Origin of the sequence: Homoserinibacter sp. GY 40078 (genome assembly GCF_008017545.1) — a bacterium.
Taxonomy (GTDB): domain Bacteria; phylum Actinomycetota; class Actinomycetes; order Actinomycetales; family Microbacteriaceae; genus Homoserinibacter.
This window is the reverse complement of the sequence record NZ_VRTZ01000001.1, coordinates 1,755,874-1,777,170: the sequence shown is the minus strand read 5'-3', so window position 1 is coordinate 1,777,170 and position 21,297 is coordinate 1,755,874. Positions and strand designations below refer to the sequence as shown.

The window sequence follows — 21,297 nt, the reverse complement described above, 5'->3', positions numbered from 1 at the left end:
ATTCGGCGGCGGCTGCGCCGCCCCAAGCCGAACCGCGACCGAGACGGCCGCGGCGCGCACGGCGCGAAGGTCAGAAATGACCTTCGCGGAACCGCAAGCGCACTAGCGCTTGCGCTTCTCCCGCACGCGCATGTTCACGATGATCGGGGTGCCCTCGAAGCCGTACACCTCGCGCAGCCGGCGCTGGATGAAGCGGCGGTACTGCGGGTCGAGGAACCCGGTCGTGAACAGCACGAACGTCGGCGGACGTGTGGCCGCCTGCGTGCCGAACAGGATCCGCGGCTGCTTGCCGCCGCGCACCGGGTGCGGGTGCTCGGCCGTCAGCTCCGCGAGCAGAGCGTTGAACTTACCGGTGGGGATGCGCGTGTCCCAGCTGTCGAGCGCCACTTCAAGCGCCGGAACGAGCTTCTCGAGGTGCCGCCCCGTGCGGGCAGAGATGTTCACGCGCGGCGCCCACGAGACGTGCGCGAGATCCTGCTCGATCTCACGCTCGAGGTAACGACGGCGCTCGTCGTCGAGAAGGTCCCACTTGTTGTAGGCCAGCACGAGTGCGCGGCCGGATTCGAGCACGAGGTCGACGATGCGCAGGTCCTGGGTCGAGATCGGCTCGGTCACATCGAGCACGACGACCGCGACCTCCGCCTTCTCGAGTGCGGCGCTCGTGCGCAGCGACGCGTAGAAGTCGGCGCCCTGCTGCAGGTGCACGCGCTTGCGAATGCCTGCCGTGTCGACGAACGTCCACACCTTGCCCGCGAGTTCGATCTGCTCGTCGACCGGGTCGCGGGTCGTCCCCGCGAGCTCGTTCACGACGACGCGCTCCTCGCCGGCGGCCTTGTTGAGCAGCGAGCTCTTGCCGACGTTCGGACGCCCGAGGATCGCGACGCGCCGCGGTCCACCGAGCTCCTGCTTCGCAACCGCCGAGACCTCCGGCAGCACCGTCATGACGTGATCGAGCAGGTCGGCCACACCGCGCCCGTGCAGCGCCGAGACAGGCCACGGCTCACCGAGGCCGAGGCTCCAGAGCACGGCGGCCTCCGGATCCTTGATGGCGTCGTCGGCCTTGTTCGCGACGAGGATCACCGGCTTGCGCGAGCTGCGCAGCATCCGCACCACGTGCTCATCGGTCGCGGTGGCGCCGACGTTCACGTCGACCACGAACAGCACCGCATCGGCGAGGTCGACGGCGACCTCCGCCTGCGCGGCGACGGAGGCGTTGATGCCGGTCGCATCCGGCTCCCACCCGCCCGTGTCGACGAGCGTGAAGCGGCGCGCCATCCACTCGGCCTTGTACGAGACGCGGTCGCGTGTCACACCCGGAACGTCCTCGACGACGGCCTCACGCCGACCGAGGATGCGGTTCACGAGCGCTGACTTGCCGACGTTCGGGCGGCCGACGATCGCGAGCACGGGGAGCGCCGGGAGGTAGGTGATGCCGTCCGGACCCTGCTCGACGACATCGAGCAGCTCGATGTCCTCGTCTTCGAGCTCATAGTCGGCGAGACCCGCTCGCAGCGAGGCGGCGCGCTGCTCGGCGACGTCGTCGTCGATCTCGGCGAGCCGCTCGACGAGCCCGGGGTCGGCCTCGAAGTCGTCCTCGGGGTCGAAATCGCTCTCGCGCTCGCTCATGTCGTGTCCTGTCGCTGGGAGATCGTGTCGTGCACCAGGTCGACGACCGCACGCACGGTGCCGTCGAAGTCGAGGTGAGTGGAGTCGATCGTCGTCACTCCGGGCGCCGCCGTCAGGAAGTCGACCACCTGGGCGTCGCGGCGGTCCCGCTCGCGCAGCTGGTCCGCCGTGGCGGCGGCCGATGGCGCGAGCTCGGACGATCGCCTGGCAATCCTAACCTCCTCGTCCGCGGTGAGCAGGATCCGCACGGTCGCATCGGGAGCCACGACGGTCGTGATGTCGCGGCCCTCGACGACGATCCCCGGATCCTCGGTCGAGGCGATGATGCGGCGGAAGGCGTCGTTGAGGGCCACGCGCACCTCGGGGATCCGCGCCACATCGCTCACGCGGGCGGAGATCCGCGGCTCGCGGATCGCGTCGGTCACGTCCGTCTCCCCCACGCTCACCACCGAGCCGGACGCGCCGACCGTCGTCGCGTACGGGAAGCCGTCGAGGAGTCGGATGATCGTGTCCGCATCGGCGGGGTCGACTCCGCGTTCGAGCGCGAGCCAGGTGAGCGCGCGGTAGGCGGCCCCCGTGTCGAGGAACGCGTACCCGAGCGCGAGCGACGCGGCGCGGCTCACACTCGACTTCCCGGATCCCGCGGGCCCGTCCACCGCGACGACGACGGTCACCGCTCCGCCTCCATGAGCGTCCAGCCCCGTTGCTCGAGTGCCGACGCGAGCGGGTGAGCCGCCTCCGGCAGCACCGAGATCTCGGCGAAGCCGACGCGGGTCTCGGGCGAGTGCTCGAGGCGGAGGTCCTCCATGTTGACGCCCTCCTCGCCGATCTCGGTGAGCAGTCGTGCGAGTTCGCCTGGCCTGTCGTCGATCTTGACGACGAGCGAGGTGAAGCGCTTGTCCTGCCCGTGCTTGCCGGGGATGCGCGCGACGCCGTCGTTGCCCGCAGCGAGGGTTTCGGCGATGATGCGACGCGACGCCGGTTCATCCGGCGCGTCGAGCGCAGCGATCACCTGGTCGAGCTGGTCGCGCAGCGGCCGGAGCACCTCGGCGATCCCGGATGCGTTGGCCCCGAGGATCTGCACCCACAGCCCGGGATCGCTCGACGCGATCCGAGTCGTGTCGCGCAGCCCCTGGCCCGCGAGCCCCAGCGCCGACGGGCTCCCGTCGCGCAGGCGCGCGGCCATGAGGCTCGCGACGAGCTGCGGCGCGTGCGAGACGAGGGCGACCGCGGCGTCGTGCGCGGCGACGTCCATCTCGATCGGCACGGCACCGAGGTCGAGGATCATGTCTTCGATCGCGGCCGCTCGGCGGTATCCGATCGCGTCGTGGCCGGCGACGATCCACGGGCGTCCGACGAACAGGTCGGCGCGAGCGGAGACCGCCCCGCCGCGCTCTCGACCCGCCATCGGATGCGTTCCGAGGTAGCGGCTGAGGTCGGCGCCGCGTGCGGTCAACTGCTCGAGCGGGGCGAGCTTCACGCTCGCGACGTCGGTGACGAGCGCGTCCGGGTAGCGGGCCAGCTCGGCCGCCACGACATCCGCCGTGACGTCGGGCGGAACCGCCACGACGACGAGCCCCGGTGCGTCGTCGGCGGCGGGCGCACGGCCCGCTCCGTAGGCGATCGCGAGCGAACGGGTCGACGGCGACGCGTCATCGACGATGACGTCGACTCCCTTCGCCGAGAGCCCGAGGCCGATGCTCGCGCCGAGAAGGCCCGATCCGACGATCCGCACCTGCTCGCCGAGCCGACGGTCCACGTCGTTGCGGTCGGTCATTCGGGTCCGTCCTCGGTCGATGTCGGGGCGTCGGCGGCGCGGACGAGCGCGAGGAGCGCGCCGACCTCCACCTTAGTGAGGTCGCGCATGGCACCCATCGCGAGCGGGCCGAGGGTGAGCGGTCCGAATCGACGGCGCACGAGCTCCACGACCGGATGCCCGACCGCGTCGAGCATCCGGCGCACGATGCGGTTGCGCCCCGAATGCAGGGTGACCTCGACGATCGTGCGTCCTCCGGACGGCTCCCCCACCACGCGCGCGCGGTCGGCGGCGATCGGGCCGTCGTCGAGCTCCACACCCTGCCGCAGACGCCGGAGGGCCTCCGGAGCGACCGTGCCGCGAACCGTCGCGAGGTAGGTCTTCTCCACACCGAACGACGGATGCGCGAGCACGTGCGCGAGAGCACCGTCGTTCGTGAGCAGCAGCAGCCCGGTCGTCTCGGCGTCGAGACGACCGACGTTGAAGACCCGCTCCCCCGCCTCGTCCACGTAGCGCGACAGGTCGGGGCGCCCCCGCTCGTCGGCGAGCGAGCTGACGACGCCCTTCGGCTTGTTGAGCATGAGGTAGCGCTTCGCCGTGTCGACCTGCACGGGAACGTCGTCGACCTCGACGAGGTCGCTCTCCGGATCCACGCGCGTTCCGAGCTCGGTGACGACGCGGCCGTTCACCCGCACGCGGCCCTCGACGATGTACTGCTCGCTCACGCGACGCGACGCGACCCCCGCGGCCGCGAGCACCTTCTGCAGCCGCTCACCGCCTGATTCCTCTGCGGTCATCGGGTCGCGCCCACCTCCTCGAAGCCGTCCGCGCCGTCCGGCAGCAGCGGCGAGATGGGCGGCAGCTCATCGAGCGAGTTGATGCCGAGCTGGGTCAGCAGCAGCGGGGTGGTCTCGTAGTGGATGGCGCCGGTCTCGGCGTCCGTGAACGCCTCGGTGATGAGGTTCCGTCCGAGGAGCGTGCGCACGACCGAGTCGACGTTCACGGCGCGGATCGCCGCGATCGACCCGCGGCTGATCGGCTGCTTGTAGGCGATCACGGCGAGGGTCTCGAGCGCCGCCTGCGAGAGCTTCGTCGGGCTCTGGGTGAGCACGAAGTCGCGCACGAGGTCGTCGTGCTCCGCGCGCACGTAGAGGCGCCAGCCTCCGCCCACCTCGCGCAGCTCGAATCCGCGGCGGGGGCCGCCGGTCTCGCCGTCGTAGTCGGCGACGAGGCGCTCGAGCGACTGACGCACCGCGGGGACGGGCGCGCCGAGCGCCGTCGCGAGCGTGACGAGCGGCAGCGGCTCGTCGGCGACGAGCATCACCGCCTCGAGACGGCGCTCGAGGTCGGCCGCGTGGGTATCGGTGGCTTCAGCGCTGTCGGGTGTCTCATCGGTCATAGTCGGCTCCCAGTGTCGCGAGCTGTTCGTCGTTCCAGTGCTGCGCGCTCCAGCGCAGGGTGAGTTCGCCGAGCGGCTCCAGCTGCTCGAACGAGATCGCGGCGTGGCGGTAGAGCTCGAGCACCGCGAGGAACCGCGCAATCACCACACCGCGCTGATCCGCGCCGGCGATCAGCTGCCGGAAGCTCATCGTCTCGCCGGATCGCAGCATCGTGACCACCACGGCGGCCTGCTCGCGGATGCTCACGAGCGGCGCGTGCAGGTGATCGAGCCCCACGACCGCGATCTCGCGGGGTGCGAATGCGAGCGCCGCAAGTGCCGCGAAGTCGTGCGCGCTGAGGGTCCACACGAGCTCCGGATGCTGTCGGCGGTACTTCTCCTCGAGCCGCACGGAACGCGGGTGCCGCGTGCTCTCCTCCTCGAGGTGCGTGTCGAACCAGCGTGCCGCCTCCTTGAAGGCGCGGTACTGCAGCAGTCGCGCGAACAGCAGGTCGCGCGCTTCGAGCAGGGCCACGTCCTCCGCGTCGACCAGCTCGCCCTGCGGTAAAAGGCCTGCGACCTTCAGATCCAGCAGCGTTGCGGCGACCACGAGGAACTCGCTCGCCTGATCGAGCTCCTCCAGGCCGTCGAGGCCGCGCAGGTACGCGATGAACTCGTCGGTCACCTTCGAGAGCGAGACCTCGGTGATGTCGAGTTCGTGCTTCGTGATGAGCGAGAGCAGCAGGTCGAAGGGGCCGTCGAAGTTGGCGAGGGTAAGGCGGAACCCGGTCGGCTGGGCCTCGGCGCCCGACTCGTTCTCGGCCTCGGGTGCAGGGGTCACGGCGTCGTCATCCGGGGCGGATCCGACCGCCGGGGGCGCCTGCTGCATGCTCGCGAGTCTAGTTGGGGGCACGTGACCGCCCCGCGGATCAGGCGACGGCGCCGCGGTGCACGAGCTCCCGCGCGAGCTGACGGTACTGGTCGGCCGCATGGTGATCGGGAGCGAACTCGGTGATCGGGGTCGCGGCGACGGAGGCGTCCGGGAACTTGACCGTGCGCGAGATGACCGTCTCGAGCACGTTGTCGCCGAACGCGTCCACGACGCGCTCCAGCACCTCGCGGGAGTGCAGGGTGCGGGCGTCGTACATGGTCGCGAGGATGCCGTCGAGCGTGATCGCCGGGTTCAGGCGGTCGCGGACCTTGTCGATCGTCTCGACGAGGAGCGCAACGCCGCGGAGGGCGAAGAACTCGCACTCGAGCGGGATCAGCACGCCGTGCGCGGCGGTCAGCGCATTGACGGTCAGCAGTCCGAGCGACGGTTGGCAGTCGATGAGGATCACGTCGTAGCGATCGGCGACCTGCCGCAGCACGCGCGCCAGGATCTGCTCGCGCGCGACCTCGTTGACGAGGTGCACCTCGGCTGCGGAGAGGTCGATGTTCGCGGGGATGACGTCGAGGTCGGGCGTGCTCGTGGTCTGGATCGCGGAGGCGACGTCCTTCACCGAACCGAGCAGCAGCTCGTAGATCGTCGTCACGTCGTGGGTCTGCACGCCGAGACCTGCAGAGAGCGCACCCTGCGGGTCGAAATCGATCGCGAGGACCTTGCGGCCGTAAGCGGCGAGCGAGGCGCCGAGGCTGATGGTGGTCGTGGTCTTGCCCACGCCGCCCTTCTGGTTGCAGAGGGCGATGATGCGGGCGGGACCGTGATGGCGCAGCGTCGGCGGGGTCGCGAATTCGGTGACGGGCCGGCCCGTGGGGCCCATCGATCCGGTCGGGCCCAGCGATCCGTTCGGGTCGTCGAGCCCTGGGAGCTCGGTCACATCCTCCCGCTGCGCTGTCATGCGGCGAGTCTACGTCCGGCATCCGGGTGCCTCCGGGACGACAGGCGCGCCCCTCCGCGGTTCACCTAACCCTCAACCAGAGCCTGAATCTCAGGGGCCCGGCGAGATGTCCGTTTTGGCACATGTCGCTGTGCGAGATGTGCCAAAACGGACATCTCGCGGGATCGGAATTGGGCTCAGCGGGGTCAGCGGGCTCGGGGGTGAGCCTGCTGGTAGACGTCGCGGAGGCCGTCGATGGTCACGTGGGTGTAGAGCTGCGTCGTCGCGACGCTCGCATGCCCGAGGAGCTCCTGCACCACACGCACGTCCGCCCCGCCCTGAAGCAGGTGTGTCGCGAACGAGTGCCGCAGGCTGTGCGGCGAGACGTCCACCCCCAGCTGTGCGCGATCCGCCGCCGCCCGGATCACGAGCCACGCGTTCTGCCTGCTGAGCCGCGCGCCGCGCGCCCCGAGGAACAGTGCGGGCGTCGACGAGCCGCCCGTGGCCAACAGCGGGCGCGACCGTACGAGGTACGCCTCCACGGCCGCCCGAGCGAAGCTGCCCACCGGCACGATTCGCTGCTTGTCGCCCTTGCCGACCACCCGGATCAGCTCCGCCGTGCCGTCGGCCCCCACAAGGTCGTCCACATCGAGCGCGACGGCCTCCGAAACGCGCGCTCCCGTCGCGTAGAGCAGCTCGAGCAGAGCCTTGTCGCGCAGCCGCACCGGATCATCTCCGTCGGTCGCCTCCAGCAGCGCCTGCACCTGATCGATGCTGAGCGCCTTCGGAAGCCGTTTGGGAAGCTTCGGCGGGGCGAGCTGCTCCGCCGGATCGCGGACGATCACGCCCTCTTCCACGAGAAATCTCGTGAACCCGCGGATCGACGAGATCACGCGTGCCGTCGAAGCCGCCGACAAAGGAGTCTCGCGCTCCCGCAGCCCGACCACGTAGGCGCGCGCCGTCTCCGCGTCGAGCGCAGCTGCATCCGCAACACCGCGGTCGGCAAGCGCCGCCAGGAACGCTCCGAGATCACGCCGATACGCCGCGACCGTGTTCGCCGAGAGCCCCCGCTCGATCGCGAGGTGCCGGAGGTAGCGGTCGAGTTGCCGCGTCAGCTCACCGTCGGGCATGGGCGGCGAGCACCGCGATCAGGAGGATCGAATTGCGGATGCGCCCGGCGAGGGCCGCCTCCACCGCCTCGTCGAGCGGGACCCAGCGCAGCAGGAGTTCGGCCTCCTCCTCCGTGCGGGCGTAGACCTCGGGGGTCGCGGCGAGATCCCGGGCCTCGAAGATCGTGATGGTCTCGTCGCTGCCCCCGGGCGACGTCGCGAACCGCATGATCTCGCGCCACTCCCCGGCGACAAGATCCGCTTCCTCGGCGAGCTCGCGCTGGGCAGCCGCAAGCGGCTCCTCCCCCGGGATGTCGAGGAGGCCCGCCGGCAGTTCCCAGTCACGGGTGCGGATCGGATGCCGGTACTGGTTGATGAGCAGCACGCGATCACGCGCGTCGACGGCGAGCACCGCCACGGCTCCGGTGTGATCGACGTAGTCCCGCTCGATCTCGTCGCCGCCCAAGCGGAAGCGATCGCGGCGGATGTCCCACACCCGCCCCTCGTACATCAGGTGCGAATCGATCACCTCGGCCGGGTCGGCGAGATCCGCCAACTGTCCGTCGACGAGTGCCGCCCGCTGCTCGGGGGTCAGGGCGGGCACGCGATCAGACCTCGGCGGATGCGGTCGCTGGCTCGGACGCGATCGCCTCGGCCGCGGCCGCCTCGTCCTCGTCCACCTCGAACAGGCGAGACGCCTGCTGGCGCTCGAGCGCCGCACCGACGAGCCCCTGGAACAGCGGATGCGCCCGGTTGGGCCGCGACCGCAGCTCCGGGTGCGCCTGGGTGCCGACGTAGTACGGGTGAACCTCGCGCGGCAGCTCGACGAACTCCACGAGGCCGTGCTCGGGGTTGGTGCCCGAGAAGACGAGGCCCGCGTCGGCGATCCGTCCCGTGTAGTGGTTGTTGACCTCGTAACGGTGGCGGTGGCGCTCGTGTACGACCTCGGCGCCGTAGGCGTCGGCCACCACGGTGCCGGGGGTCAGGTGCGCCTCGTAGAGGCCGAGGCGCATCGTGCCGCCGAGGTCGCCGTGGTCGATGATCTCGACCTGCTCGGCCATCGTCGCGATGACCGGGAACTCGGTGTCCGGGTCGAACTCCGACGAGCTCGCCCCCGGCAGACCCGCGACATTGCGCGAGTACTCGATGACCATGCACTGCAGCCCTAGGCAGAGGCCGAGCGCCGGGAGCCCGTTCTCGCGGGCGAAGCGCAGCGCACCGAGCTTGCCCTCGATGCCGCGGACGCCAAATCCGCCGGGCACGCACACTCCGTCGACGTCGCCGAGGTTGCGCGCGGCGCCCTCCGGGGTCTCGCACTCGTCCGACGGCACCCACCGCACCTGCACCTTCGTCTGGTGCGAGAAGCCTCCGGCGCGCAGCGCCTCGGTGACGGAGAGGTAGGCGTCGGGAAGATCGATGTACTTGCCGACGAGCGCGATGGTGACCTCGTGCGCCGGCTCGTGGACCGCCTTCAGCAGGCCCGACCAGCCGTCCCAATCCACCTCGCCCGCCTTCTCGCCGAGGCGCAGCTCTTCGATGATGTAGGCGTCGAGCCCCTGCTGGTTGAGCATCGTGGGGATGTCGTAGATCGACGGCACGTCGATCGCGTTGACGACGGCACGCTCATCGACGTCGCACATGAGCGCGATCTTGCGCTTGTTCGACTCGGAGACGATCCGGTCGCTGCGCAGCACGAGGGCGTCGGGCTGGATGCCGATGGACCGCAGCGCGGCGACGGAGTGCTGCGTGGGCTTCGTCTTCTGCTCGCCGGACGCGCCCATGAAAGGGACGAGCGAGACATGCACGAAGAAGACGTTTCCGCGACCGAGCTCGTGCCGCACCTGACGAGCGGATTCGATGAACGGCTGCGACTCGATGTCACCGACGGTGCCGCCGATCTCGGTGATGATGACGTCGGGGGCCGGCGTGCCATCCTCACCGGGCTGGGCCTGCAGGCGCATCCGGCGCTTGATCTCGTCGGTGATGTGCGGGATCACCTGGACTGTGTCGCCGAGGTACTCGCCGCGGCGCTCCTTCGCGATCACGTTGGAGTAGATCTGCCCGGTGGTGACGTTCGCGGCCTGGTTGAGGTTGATGTCGAGGAAGCGCTCGTAGTGCCCGATGTCGAGGTCGGTCTCGGCCCCGTCGTCGGTGACGAACACCTCGCCGTGCTGGAACGGGTTCATCGTGCCCGGATCGACGTTGAGGTACGGGTCGAGCTTCTGCATGACGACACGCAGTCCGCGCGCGGTCAGCAGGTTGCCGAGACTCGCGGCGGTGAGACCCTTGCCCAGCGACGAGACGACGCCGCCGGTGACGAAGATGTGCTTGGTAACGCCGGAACCCGTATTGATCACCACGGGGTTTCAGCATATGTCACGATCGCGCCCTTGCGCAGCGACACTCTGTCCGGATGTCCGCCTTCAGCTCCGGGCGAGGTCGAGCAGCTCGCGCGCGTGCTCGAGGCCGGAGTCGGAATCGGCGAGACCGGAGAGCAGTCGCGCCATCTCGGCCGCGCGCTCGTCGCCCTCCACGCGCCGCACGCTGGATGCGGTGACCTGGCCGTCGGAGTCCTTCACGACCACGAGGTGATTGCCGGCGAACGCGGCGACCTGCGCGAGGTGGGTCACGACGATCACCTGTGCGGTCTCGGCGAGGCGGGCGAGGCGGCGACCGATCTCGATCGCGGCCGCACCGCCGACCCCGGCGTCGACTTCGTCGAACACGAACGTGGGCACGTCGCCGTTCGCGGCGAGCACGACCTCGAGGGCGAGCATGACGCGCGAGAGCTCTCCGCCGGATGCGCCCCGCTGCACCGGACGCGGCTCGGCACCCGGATGCGGCTGAAGCAGGAACGCGACCCGGTCGCGCCCGGTGGGCCCCGGCTCCGCGTCGGTCACCTCCACCACAAGGCGTGCGTCGGGCATGGCCAGTTGGGCGAGTTCGGCGCTCACCAGGTCGGCGAGCCGCACGGCCGCGGCACGACGCCCCTCGCTCACGCGGGAGGCGAGCTCGTAGACACGATCGGTGGCCTCCTGCAGCCGGTCGGCCAGGCGTGCGATCCGGTCATCGTCGCCGTCGAGCTCGACGAGCCGCAGCCCGGCCGCCTCGAGGCGCTCGATGACGTCGTCGACGTCGCCGCCGTGCTTCCGCGCGAACGCGGCGAGTGCGGCTCGGCGCTCCTGAACGGCCTCGAGTTCGCGCGCGGCATCGACGTCGAGCCCACCGAGATAGTGCGAGAGCTCGGCGGAGACCTCGGCGAGCTGATAGGCGACCTGGTCGAGCCCGTCGCGGGCGGGGACGAGACCGGGATCGTGGTCCACCATCCGCGCGAGCGCGCGCCTGGCCTCCTCGACGAGCGCGACCGCGTCGATGCGGTCCTCGGCCGACTGGGCCGAGATCGCCTCCTGTGCGAGCGCCGCCGCAGACCGGAGGTCCTCGAGGTTCCCCAGGCGCTCGGCGCGGGCCGCCAACTCGGCGTCCTCCCCGACCACGGGGGCGAGCTCGGCGTATTCGGCGAGGTCCGCGCGGAGCTGCTCTGCCTCACGAGCGCGTGCATCGCGCTCGGCGGTGAGCGCCACGAGCTCGGCGTCGAGTTCACGCCACTCGCCGTAGGCGGCTCGATACGCGTCGAGCACCGCGCGATGCTCCCCGCCCGCAGCGCCGTCGAGCGCGTCTCGCTGTGCACCCGCGGACTTCAGCCGGAGCTGATCCGACTGTCCGTGCACGACCACGAGCTGCTCACCCAGTTGAGCGAGCACCCCGACGGGAGTAGAGCGGCCGCCGACCACGCCGCGACTACGCCCCTCGGCCGAGATCGTGCGGGCGAGGATGAGCTCCGCACGTCCACCGTCTGCCTCGTCGAGGTCACCACCGGCTTCGCGCGCACGCTCCGCGACGGGGCCGTCCGCGGGGACGAGCCAGGTGCCCTCGACGCTCGCCTGGGGACTGCCGGCACGGATCGCGCCCGCGTCCGCGCGCTCCCCGAGCAGCAACGCCAACGCGCTCACCACCATCGTCTTCCCTGCGCCCGTCTCGCCGGTCACCGCCGTGAATCCGGGGCCGAGTGGCAGGCGCGCCTGACCGATGACGCCGAGGTCGCGGATCGACAGCTCCTCGATCACGACCGGCTTCTCTCCTCGGATGCGGGTCCGCGCCAGCCGTCGACGGGGAGAGAGAACTTGCCGACGAGCCGGTCGACGAACGGGCGCTGCGCGAGCCGCGCGAGCCGCACCGGTTTCGGAGACCGCCGGACCACGACGCGCGCACCCGGGGGCAGATCGACCGGACGCCGTCCGTCGCACCAGAGGACGCCGCTGCCCTGGGATCGATCGAGCAGCTCGATCGCCACGGGCGACTCGGGGCCGACGACGAGCGGACGCGCGAACAGGGCGTGCGCCGAGAGCGGCACGACGAGCATGGCGTCGACGCTCGGCCAGACGACCGGGCCGCCGGCCGAGAAGGCATAGGCCGTGGACCCCGTGGGCGTGGAGATGACGATGCCGTCGCAGCCGAAGCTCGAGAGCGGACGCTGGTCGACCTCGACGACGACCTCGAGCATCCGCTCGCGACTCGCCTTCTCGACCGTCGCCTCGTTGAGCGCCCAGCTCTCGGCGACGACCTCGGTGCCGTGCTTGACCCGCACCGAGAGAGTCATGCGCTCCTCGACCAGGTAGTCACGGGCGAGGGCGCGCTGCACGGTCGCGTCGAGATCTTCGCGCTCGGCCTCCGCCAGGAACCCGACATGGCCGAGGTTGACGCCCAGCAGCGGCGCCTCGCACGCGCGCACGAGCTCGGCCGCGCGGAGGATCGTGCCGTCACCCCCGAGCACGATCACGAGCTCGAGATCACCGGGATCGACATCGGCACCGAGACGCGCGATCGGGGCGAGGTCGGGTGCCGCCTGACGCAGGTCGTCGAGCTCGTCGTCGGACACCACGGGCGTCAGTCCGGCCGCGATGAGGCGCCGACACACATGGATGCCCGCCTCGAGAGAGTCGGCGCGCCCGGTGTGGGCCACCACGAGAAGATGGCGCGCGTCGTCGGTCATGCATCCATTCTGTCGGATGCGTCCGTCGCCGTGCCGCCCGACTCCACACCCCGGTGCCGCACGCCCCGCCTCACGCGAGCTGCGCGACCGCCTCCCGAAGCGTTCCCGGGTCCGGGCCGCCGCGCCGCAGGTGCACGAGGTACTCGCGATTGCCGGCACCGCCGAGGATCGGGCTGTCGATCACGCCGACCGCTCCGAGCTCGAGGTCCCACGCCGCCCACAGCACGTCGGTCGCGGCGTCGTGGCGGGCAGCTCGATCGCGGACGATGCCTTCGCGCACTCCCCCGCGTCCCACCTCGAATTGCGGTTTGATCAGAAGCACGAGATCCGCATCCGGTCGCGCGAGCGCGGCCAGGGGCTCGAGCACCTGCCGCAGAGAGATGAAGCTCAGGTCCCCCACGACGAGGCTTGGCCACCCGCCGCTTGCGAGTTCGCCGCTGTGCGTCAGAAATGCAGGAGATTCGCGTGTGAGGTGCCGAAGGTTCAGCCCCTCGAGGTTCACCACACGAGGGTTCTCCTGCATTTCTGGAGCGAGCTGGCCGTGGCCGACGTCGACCGCGAAGACCCGCTCGGCCCCGCGCTCGAGGAGTACTTGGGTGAACCCTCCGGTGGAAGCCCCCGCATCGAGCGCCACGCGCCCGGCGGGGTCGACGCCGAAGGCATCGAGCGCAGCGATCAGCTTGTGTGCACCGCGACTCACGTAGTGGTCGGCACCTTCCACCTCGATCATGGTGTGCTCGTCGACGCGCTGAGCCGGCTTCACCGCCGGCCGTCCCGCGACCGACACGGTGCCGCGTCCGATCATCTCCGCGGCAACGGCGCGAGAACGAGCGAGCCCACGCCGCACCAGTTCGGCGTCGAGGCGGATACCGCCCTCAGGCATGTGGGCGCGGCGCGTCACCGGCTTCCAGGCGCGCCCGCAGTTCGTCGTGCACCTGCGCGAGTGCGTCCGCGCGGTCGGCGAGCGGTTGGTCCTCGATGAGACGCAGACGCGAGACGAGTGCGTCGGCGTCGCCGTCGGCTGGGGTCGCTGTCTCGTCGGTCACGTCACGAATATAGTTCCGGCGCCACGTCGAGCGCGTAGATGGGCACGCCTGCCGCCCACACCGCCTGTGCGGCGGCGCGGATGCGGTCGAGGTCGGCACCGGCCGACTCGAGAACGAGCGACGATCCTCGCTGCGCCACGACGGCGTCACCCACCTGCGTGCGGCGCACGCCCGAGATGTCGGCGCCCGAACGGGTCGGCGGATAGGGCTCTGCGAGTCCGCGAAGGTCCTCAAGAATGTAGGTCGGACGATGGTCCGCCGCGGCCGCGAGCAGCTGCTTCGGCCCGTCGATCCCCGTGAGGACGAGCACGGACTCCATGCCTGCGCGATTCGCCCCGAGGATGTCGGTGTCGAGCCGGTCGCCGATGAAGAGTGGATGCGTCGCACCGAAGCGCGCGACGGCAGCGTCGAAGATCGCCCGCTCGGGCTTGCCTGCGACGACCGGCAGTCGCCCGACCGCCGTGTGCACCGCGGAGACGAGGGTGCCGTTGCCGGGGGCCGTGCCTCGTGCCTGCGGAATCGTCCAATCGGTATTCGTCGCGACCCACGGGATCCCGGCGTCGCCGCCGGCCAGTGCGTAGGAGGCTTCCGCGAGATCAGTCCACGCGACGTGGGGAGCGAATCCCTGCACAACCGCCGCGGGATCGTCGTGAGCGGATCGGGTGATCCTGAATCCGGCCTTCTCCACCTCGCTCACGAGACCATCGCCGCCGACGACGAGCACTGTGGACCCCGGCGCGACGAGATCGGCGAGCAACACGACCGCTGCTTGCGGTGAGGACACGATGTCGTCCGGCGCGGCATCGAGTCCGAAACCGCGCAGCTGGGCGCTTACGGTCTCCGGCGTCCGGGAGGCGTTGTTCGTCAGGTACCCGACACGCCTGCCGGATGCGGCTGCCTGCAGCGCCTCGACGGCGTGGGGGATCGCGTGCTCGCCTGCGTAGACGACCCCATCGAGGTCGGCCAGCAGGACGTCCACGCCGTCGAGCGGCGCGGTTCCCTCACCGCTCACTCGTCGGTGCCCGCGTGAGGTGTATCGGTTGCAGAGTCTGTCGCGCTGTGGTCCTCGACCTCGTCGACCTCCTCTTCGAAAACCTCGATCACGTCATCGCCGTCACCGGCGGCCTGGTCGAGAGCAAGGGCTGCGCGCTCCGAACGCTGCCACCACTCCTCGGCTTCCTCGCTGCGACCGAGTTCCTCGAGAACCGTCGCGTAGGCGTCGAAGAGCGCGGGGCTGTAGCTGAACGCGCGCTCGGGATCGAGCTGCGGGATCTGCAGCTCGCCGAGAGCGAGCTCCGGCTGGCCGAGATCGAGTCGAGCGCCCGACATCGCGATCGCGAGAGCGACCTGCACGGGCGGCTCGAGCGACGAACGCGGCACTGAGCGCCCGAGCTCCAAAGCCGCCGCGGGTCGGCCGACACCGCGTTCGGAGTCCACCATGAGCGGCAGCTGGTCCTCACGACCGGTGATCCGGCGGTACGTACGCAGCTCGCGCAGGGCGAGCGCGAAGTCCTCGGTCGCATAGGCCGTGATCGCCGCCGTCTCGCGGACAACGCCGATGCGTCCCGCGCGACGCACAGCGGCGAGTGAGTGCCGGTGGGCGAGCGCAGGGTCCGTGTCGATAAGCCGGCCCGCCATGACGAGGTGCTTGGCCACCGCGTCGGCGTTCTCCTTGCTCAGCGTCTTGAGCTCAGCGCGGACTGCGCGGTCGAGCTGCGCGGGGGCCACGTCTTCCGGAATCGGCGGATCGTCGTGGCGCGGCCTCTCGCGGAAGCTGTCGTCTCGTGAGGCGGATCCGGTACCTCGTCCGTTCGCACCGCGCACCGGCGCACCGCGCCCGTTCGGGGCACCGCTTCGGCCACCTGTGCGCTGTGGTGCGCCACGCCGCGCGCCTCCGCGTTCCGGCCGCGGTGCACGCGGACGCTTGCTCTCCTCAGGCATCAGGCTCTCCCGTGATCGGTTCATGCTACGGCTTAAACAAGGAAAGCCCACCCGGTGTACGGGTGGGCCTCCTCGAAAGAAGTCCGGCGGTGTCCTACTCTCCCACGAGGTCCCCCTCGCAGTACCATCGGCGCAGAAGGTCTTAGCTTCCGGGTTCGGAATGTAACCGGGCGTTTCCCCTTCGCTATGGCCGCCGAAACACTATTGATTTCTCAGTCTTCGGCACCAGTATCGAACTGGTGCGTGCGTTCCCGACCGTCAATCAGGAACCACAAAGTGGACGCGAGCAACAAAACTTATGTGTGTTGTCAAGTTATCGGCTTATTAGTACCGGTCAGCTCCATGGGTCTTTAGTCCCCACTTCCACATCCGGCCTATCAACCCAGTAGTCTAGCTGGGAGCCTCTCCCCCGAAGGGATGGAAATCTCATCTTGAAGCCGGCTTCCCGCTTAGATGCTTTCAGCGGTTATCCGTTCCGAACGTAGCTAATCAGCGGTGCCCTTGGCAGGACAACTGACACACCAGAGGTTCGTCCGTCCCGGTCCTCTCGTACTAGGGACAGATCTTCTCAAATTTCCTACGCGCGCAGCGGATAGGGACCGAACTGTCTCACGACGTTCTAAACCCAGCTCGCGTACCGCTTTAATGGGCGAACAGCCCAACCCTTGGGACCTACTCCAGCCCCAGGATGCGACGAGCCGACATCGAGGTGCCAAACCATGCCGTCGATATGGACTCTTGGGCAAGATCAGCCTGTTATCCCCGAGGTACCTTTTATCCGTTGAGCGACAGCGCTTCCACAAGCCACTGCCGGATCACTAGTCCCGACTTTCGTCCCTGCTCGAGCCGTCACTCTCACAGTCAAGCTCCCTTGTGCACTTACACTCGACACCTGATTGCCAACCAGGTTGAGGGAACCTTTGGGCGCCTCCGTTACTCTTTGGGAGGCAACCGCCCCAGTTAAACTACCCACCAGGCACTGTCCCAGAACCGGATTACGGTTCGTAGTTAGACATCCAGAGTGACCAGAGTGGTATTTCAACAACGACTCCACGAACACTAGCGTGCCCGCTTCAAAGTCTCCCACCTATCCTACACAAGCCACACCGAACACCAATACCAAGCTGTAGTAAAGGTCACGGGGTCTTTCCGTCCTGCTGCGCGTAACGAGCATCTTTACTCGTAGTGCAATTTCGCCGAGTTCGCGGTTGAGACAGCTGGGAAGTCGTTACGCCATTCGTGCAGGTCGGAACTTACCCGACAAGGAATTTCGCTACCTTAGGATGGTTATAGTTACCACCGCCGTTTACTGGGGCTTAAATTCAGAGCTTCGCCGAAGCTAACCCTTCCTCTTAACCTTCCAGCACCGGGCAGGCGTCAGTCCGTATACATCGTCTTGCGACTTCGCACGGACCTGTGTTTTTAGTAAACAGTCGCTTCCCACTGGTCTCTGCGGCCCTGCAGCGCTTCCGGAGCAAGTCCGTACACGCCTCAGGCCCCCCTTCTCCCGAAGTTACGGGGGCATTTTGCCGAGTTCCTTAACCACGATTCTCTCGATCTCCTTGGTATTCTCTACCTGACCACCTGAGTCGGTTTGGGGTACGGGCGGCTAGAACCTCGCGTCGATGCTTTTCTCGGCAGCATAGGATCACTGATTTCTCCCGTGAGGGATACGCATCGGATCTCAGGCTATGTGAGAGACGGATTTGCCTATCTCTCGCCCTACGTCCTTACACCAGGACAACCATCGCCTGGCTCAGCTACCTTCCTGCGTCACACCTGTTAATACGCTAGCCGCACCAGCATGGGGTCGAGCGTTAGGCCGGCCGCTTCACCCCGAAGGGATCCGTCAGCCGGATTAGGACTCTTAGCACCACTGGATTAGCTTGGGCGGTTCTTCGCCGGTACGGGAATATCAACCCGTTGTCCATCGACTACGCCTGTCGGCCTCGCCTTAGGTCCCGACTTACCCAGGGAAGATTAGCTTGACCCTGGAACCCTTGGTCTTTCGGAGGACGTGTTTCTCACACGTCTTTCGCTACTCATGCCTGCATTCTCACTCGTGTGGCGTCCACGGCTGGGTTACCCCGCCGCTTCACTCGCCACACGACGCTCTCCTACCGATCCGCACGGCTGGACCACGAAGGCCTACCAAATATGCGAATCCTACGACTTCGGTGGTGTACTTGAGCCCCGTTACATTGTCGGCGCGGAATCACTTGACCAGTGAGCTATTACGCACTCTTTCAAGGGTGGCTGCTTCTAAGCCAACCTCCTGGTTGTCTGTGCAACTCCACATCCTTTCCCACTTAGCACACGCTTAGGGACCTTAGTCGGTAGTCTGGGTTGTTTCCCTCTCGACGATGAAGCTTATCCCCCACCGTCTCACTGCTGCGCTCTCACTTACCGGCATTCGGAGTTTGGCTGACGTCAGTAACCTTGTAGGGCCCATCGGCCATCCAGTAGCTCTACCTCCGGCAAGAAACACGCAACGCTGCACCTAAATGCATTTCGGAGAGAACCAGCTATCACGAAGTTTGATTGGCCTTTCACCCCTATCCACAGCTCATCCCCTCGGTTTTCAACCCAAGTGGGTTCGGCCCTCCACGACGTCTTACCGTCGCTTCAGCCTGGCCATGGATAGATCACTTCGCTTCGGGTCTAGGGCATGCGACTGAATCGCTCTATTCGAACTCGCTTTCGCTACGGCTACCCCTCACGGGTTAACCTCGCCACATACCGCTAACTCGCAGGCTCATTCTTCAAAAGGCACGCTGTCACAGCTACTAAGGCTGCTCCAACGGTTTGTAAGCAGACGGTTTCAGGTACTATTTCACTCCCCTCCCGGGGTACTTTTCACCTTTCCCTCACGGTACTTGTCCGCTATCGGTCATCTGGGAGTATTTAGGCTTACCAGGTGGTCCTGGCGGATTCACACGGGATTTCTCGGGCCCCGTGCTACTTGGGATCCCTTCCGTCGCTGCTCGACATTTCGGTTACGGGACTGGCACCCTCTGTGGTCGGCCTTTCAATGCCGTTCACCTATATCGCGCATGTCAACGTGTACTTCGGCAGAAGTACGTGAAGGTCCCACAACCCCGACCATGCAACGCCTGCCGGCTATCACACATGATCGGTTTGGCCTGTTCCGGTTTCGCTCGCCACTACTAACGGAATCACGGTTGTTTTCTCTTCCTGTGGGTACTGAGATGTTTCACTTCCCCACGTTCCCTCTACCCGCCCTATATATTCAGGCGGGAGTCGTCAGGTCGTCTTGCGACGCCTGACGGGGTTTCCCCATTCGGAAATCCTCGGATCAAAGCTCTGTTATCAGCTCCCCGAGGCTTATCGCAGATTCATACGTCCTTCTTCGGCTCCAGATGCCAAGGCATCCACCGTCTGCTCTTAGAAACTTGACTACATGAGTTTTTAGAATCGATCGGCAGCCCTTCCCCGGAGGGTCGAGCTGCAGATTGACCAATGATCTATAAATCAGATCATCTTGTAGATCGAGACCCGAAGGTCTCGTTCTAAGATGCTCGCGTCCACTGTGTAGTTCTCAAATGACGGGCGGTACCCGACCCCTTCCGAGCTCCGCTCGGTCGTGATCAGGTCCAGAGAGTCGTCTCGACACCCGAAGGCGCCGGCCCGGTCCCTCAGGACCCAACAGCGTGCATGCCATGTGTATCCGCTTCCGATCTGTTCCTGTCCCGAAGGACGTACTGAGATCTCGAGCTTCTGCGCATGGCCTATGTCAATGTTCCACCCATGAGCTCCGGTCGAGCACATTCGGCTCGAATCCGGCTCTGTCACTCCGAAGAGTGCAGTGCTCCTTAGAAAGGAGGTGATCCAGCCGCACCTTCCGGTACGGCTACCTTGTTACGACTTAGTCCTAATCACCGATCCCACCTTCGACGGCTCCCTCCACAAGGGTTGGGCCACCGGCTTCGGGTGTTACCGACTTTCATGACTTGACGGGCGGTGTGTACAAGGCCCGGGAACGTATTCACCGCAGCGTTGCTGATCTGCGATTACTAGCGACTCCGACTTCATGAGGTCGAGTTGCAGACCTCAATCCGAACTGAGACCGGCTTTTTGGGATTCGCTCCACCTTACGGTATTGCAGCCCTTTGTACCGGCCATTGTAGCATGCGTGAAGCCCAAGACATAAGGGGCATGATGATTTGACGTCATCCCCACCTTCCTCCGAGTTGACCCCGGCAGTCTCCTATGAGTTCCCGGCCGAACCGCTGGCAACATAGAACGAGGGTTGCGCTCGTTGCGGGACTTAACCCAACATCTCACGACACGAGCTGACGACAACCATGCACCACCTGTATACGAGTGTCCAAAGAGTTCTCTATTTCTAGAGCGTTCTCGTATATGTCAAGCCTTGGTAAGGTTCTTCGCGTTGCATCGAATTAATCCGCATGCTCCGCCGCTTGTGCGGGCCCCCGTCAATTCCTTTGAGTTTTAGCCTTGCGGCCGTACTCCCCAGGCGGGGCGCTTAATGCGTTAGCTGCGACACGGAAACCGTGGAATGGTCCCCACATCTAGCGCCCAACGTTTACGGCGTGGACTACCAGGGTATCTAATCCTGTTCGCTCCCCACGCTTTCGCTCCTCAGCGTCAGTTACGGCCCAGAGAACTGCCTTCGCCATCGGTGTTCCTCCTGATATCTGCGCATTCCACCGCTACACCAGGAATTCCATTCTCCCCTACCGCACTCTAGTCTGCCCGTACCCACTGCAGGCCCGAGGTTGAGCCTCGGGTTTTCACAGCAGACGCGACAGACCGCCTACGAGCTCTTTACGCCCAATAATTCCGGACAACGCTTGCACCCTACGTATTACCGCGGCTGCTGGCACGTAGTTAGCCGGTGCTTTTTCTGCAGGTACCGTCACTTTCGCTTCTTCCCTACTAAAAGAGGTTTACAACCCGAAGGCCGTCGTCCCTCACGCGGCGTTGCTGCATCAGGCTTGCGCCCATTGTGCAATATTCCCCACTGCTGCCTCCCGTAGGAGTCTGGGCCGTGTCTCAGTCCCAGTGTGGCCGGTCACCCTCTCAGGCCGGCTACCCGTCGTCGCCTTGGTGAGCCGTTACCTCACCAACAAGCTGATAGGCCGCGAGCTCATCCCGAACCGAAATTCTTTCCACGCGGAGAGGATGCCCTCCCGCGTCGTATCCGGTATTAGACGCCGTTTCCAGCGCTTATCCCAGAGTTCGGGGCAGATTGCTCACGTGTTACTCACCCGTTCGCCACTGATCCGGAGGGAGCAAGCTCCCTCGTTCACCGTTCGACTTGCATGTGTTAAGCACGCCGCCAGCGTTCGTCCTGAGCCAGGATCAAACTCTCCGTAAAGGTTTGGTAGCACGGCGCCGCAAGGGCGCCGGCAGAACCGTTGCGTTCACGACCGGGAAAACGGTCGATCCTGCGAGTTGATCTGACTGAAAGGATCGTCTACTGACAATCCGTCAATCCAAAGGAATCTCCGTCTGACCGAAGTCAGACATCGAGGTTTTTGGCATTTGACATAGTGCACGCTGTTGAGTTCTCAAGGATCGGACGCT

General features: G+C 66.8%; 16 protein-coding genes and 3 rRNA genes. All 19 read right to left on the bottom strand.

The features are described from left to right. Positions 1–102 precede the first annotated feature (102 nt). Complete coding sequence (der, locus tag FVQ89_RS08575) at positions 103–1,626, bottom strand: ribosome biogenesis GTPase Der (protein WP_147901388.1); 1,524 nt, start codon at positions 1,624–1,626, stop codon at positions 103–105. Next, positions 1,623–2,300 carry a (d)CMP kinase gene (cmk, locus tag FVQ89_RS08570; protein WP_147901387.1) on the bottom strand — a complete coding sequence of 226 codons (678 nt, stop codon included), beginning with the start codon at positions 2,298–2,300 and terminating at the stop codon, positions 1,623–1,625. Before cmk ends, der begins: the two co-directional genes overlap by 4 nt. Next, positions 2,297–3,403, bottom strand: coding sequence for a prephenate dehydrogenase (locus FVQ89_RS08565; RefSeq protein ID WP_147901386.1), 1,107 nt, complete (start codon positions 3,401–3,403; stop codon positions 2,297–2,299). The genes cmk and FVQ89_RS08565 overlap by 4 nt, the downstream gene beginning before the upstream one ends. After that, a complete protein-coding gene (locus tag FVQ89_RS08560) occupies positions 3,400–4,179 on the bottom strand; it encodes a pseudouridine synthase (protein WP_147901385.1) in 780 nt (259 codons plus the stop codon). Before FVQ89_RS08560 ends, FVQ89_RS08565 begins: the two co-directional genes overlap by 4 nt. Further along, positions 4,176–4,781 carry an SMC-Scp complex subunit ScpB gene (scpB, locus tag FVQ89_RS08555; RefSeq protein ID WP_147901384.1) on the bottom strand — a complete coding sequence of 202 codons (606 nt, stop codon included), beginning with the start codon at positions 4,779–4,781 and terminating at the stop codon, positions 4,176–4,178. The genes FVQ89_RS08560 and scpB overlap by 4 nt, the downstream gene beginning before the upstream one ends. Then, a complete protein-coding gene (locus tag FVQ89_RS08550) occupies positions 4,771–5,649 on the bottom strand; it encodes a ScpA family protein (RefSeq protein ID WP_147901383.1) in 879 nt (292 codons plus the stop codon). The genes scpB and FVQ89_RS08550 overlap by 11 nt, the downstream gene beginning before the upstream one ends. Positions 5,650–5,689: 40 nt before the next feature. After that, complete coding sequence (locus FVQ89_RS08545) at positions 5,690–6,601, bottom strand: ParA family protein (RefSeq protein ID WP_147901382.1); 912 nt, start codon at positions 6,599–6,601, stop codon at positions 5,690–5,692. 185 nt (positions 6,602–6,786) lie between these two features. Then, positions 6,787–7,710 (bottom strand): site-specific tyrosine recombinase XerD, encoded by a 924-nt coding sequence (xerD, locus tag FVQ89_RS08540; RefSeq protein WP_147901381.1) that lies wholly within the window; start codon positions 7,708–7,710, stop codon positions 6,787–6,789. Then, the gene (locus FVQ89_RS08535; protein ID WP_370454453.1) at positions 7,697–8,293 is read right to left on the bottom strand and encodes an NUDIX domain-containing protein; all 597 of its coding nucleotides are present in this window, start codon (positions 8,291–8,293) and stop codon (positions 7,697–7,699) included. Before FVQ89_RS08535 ends, xerD begins: the two co-directional genes overlap by 14 nt. A 4-nt stretch (positions 8,294–8,297) precedes the next feature. After that, positions 8,298–10,043 (bottom strand): CTP synthase, encoded by a 1,746-nt coding sequence (locus FVQ89_RS08530; RefSeq protein ID WP_255513514.1) that lies wholly within the window; start codon positions 10,041–10,043, stop codon positions 8,298–8,300. 69 nt (positions 10,044–10,112) lie between these two features. Next, positions 10,113–11,813, bottom strand: coding sequence for a DNA repair protein RecN (gene recN / locus FVQ89_RS08525; protein ID WP_147901379.1), 1,701 nt, complete (start codon positions 11,811–11,813; stop codon positions 10,113–10,115). Further along, the gene (locus FVQ89_RS08520) at positions 11,810–12,739 is read right to left on the bottom strand and encodes an NAD kinase (RefSeq protein WP_147901378.1); all 930 of its coding nucleotides are present in this window, start codon (positions 12,737–12,739) and stop codon (positions 11,810–11,812) included. Before FVQ89_RS08520 ends, recN begins: the two co-directional genes overlap by 4 nt. 70 nt (positions 12,740–12,809) lie before the next feature. After that, positions 12,810–13,622, bottom strand: a complete 813-nt coding sequence (locus FVQ89_RS08515; protein WP_147901377.1) for a TlyA family RNA methyltransferase — start codon at positions 13,620–13,622, stop codon at positions 12,810–12,812. Next, on the bottom strand, positions 13,615–13,785 hold the full coding sequence (locus FVQ89_RS14440; RefSeq protein ID WP_187264960.1) for a hypothetical protein: 171 nt from the start codon (positions 13,783–13,785) through the stop codon (positions 13,615–13,617). Before FVQ89_RS14440 ends, FVQ89_RS08515 begins: the two co-directional genes overlap by 8 nt. A gap of 1 nt (position 13,786) precedes the next feature. After that, positions 13,787–14,797 (bottom strand): HAD-IIA family hydrolase, encoded by a 1,011-nt coding sequence (locus FVQ89_RS08510; protein ID WP_147901376.1) that lies wholly within the window; start codon positions 14,795–14,797, stop codon positions 13,787–13,789. Further along, on the bottom strand, positions 14,794–15,726 hold the full coding sequence (locus tag FVQ89_RS08505) for a hypothetical protein (protein WP_255513490.1): 933 nt from the start codon (positions 15,724–15,726) through the stop codon (positions 14,794–14,796). The genes FVQ89_RS08510 and FVQ89_RS08505 overlap by 4 nt, the downstream gene beginning before the upstream one ends. Before the next feature lie 81 nt (positions 15,727–15,807). After that, a 5S ribosomal RNA gene (gene rrf / locus FVQ89_RS08500) occupies positions 15,808–15,924 on the bottom strand. Between the two features lie 106 nt (positions 15,925–16,030). Beyond that, positions 16,031–19,145, bottom strand: a 23S ribosomal RNA gene (locus FVQ89_RS08495). A gap of 418 nt (positions 19,146–19,563) precedes the next feature. Beyond that, a 16S ribosomal RNA gene (locus FVQ89_RS08490) occupies positions 19,564–21,088 on the bottom strand. The 16S, 23S and 5S rRNA genes sit together here, the layout of an rRNA operon. Between the last annotated feature and the right edge of the window lie 209 nt (positions 21,089–21,297).

Bases quoted from the DNA above. Each gene is read 5' to 3' on its own strand.
- FVQ89_RS08520 (WP_147901378.1), bottom strand. From the start codon at position 12,739: ATGACCGACGACGCGCGCCATCTTCTCGTGGTGGCCCACACCGGGCGC.
- FVQ89_RS08515 (WP_147901377.1), bottom strand. From the start codon at position 13,622: ATGCCTGAGGGCGGTATCCGCCTCGACGCCGAACTGGTGCGGCGTGGG.
- scpB (WP_147901384.1), bottom strand. From the start codon at position 4,781: ATGACCGATGAGACACCCGACAGCGCTGAAGCCACCGATACCCACGCG.
- FVQ89_RS08565 (WP_147901386.1), bottom strand. From the start codon at position 3,403: ATGACCGACCGCAACGACGTGGACCGTCGGCTCGGCGAGCAGGTGCGG.
- FVQ89_RS08505 (WP_255513490.1), bottom strand. From the start codon at position 15,726: ATGCCTGAGGAGAGCAAGCGTCCGCGTGCACCGCGGCCGGAACGCGGA.
- FVQ89_RS08550 (WP_147901383.1), bottom strand. From the start codon at position 5,649: ATGCAGCAGGCGCCCCCGGCGGTCGGATCCGCCCCGGATGACGACGCC.
- der (WP_147901388.1), bottom strand. From the start codon at position 1,626: ATGAGCGAGCGCGAGAGCGATTTCGACCCCGAGGACGACTTCGAGGCC.
- xerD (WP_147901381.1), bottom strand. From the start codon at position 7,710: ATGCCCGACGGTGAGCTGACGCGGCAACTCGACCGCTACCTCCGGCAC.
- FVQ89_RS08560 (WP_147901385.1), bottom strand. From the start codon at position 4,179: ATGACCGCAGAGGAATCAGGCGGTGAGCGGCTGCAGAAGGTGCTCGCG.
- FVQ89_RS08545 (WP_147901382.1), bottom strand. From the start codon at position 6,601: ATGACAGCGCAGCGGGAGGATGTGACCGAGCTCCCAGGGCTCGACGAC.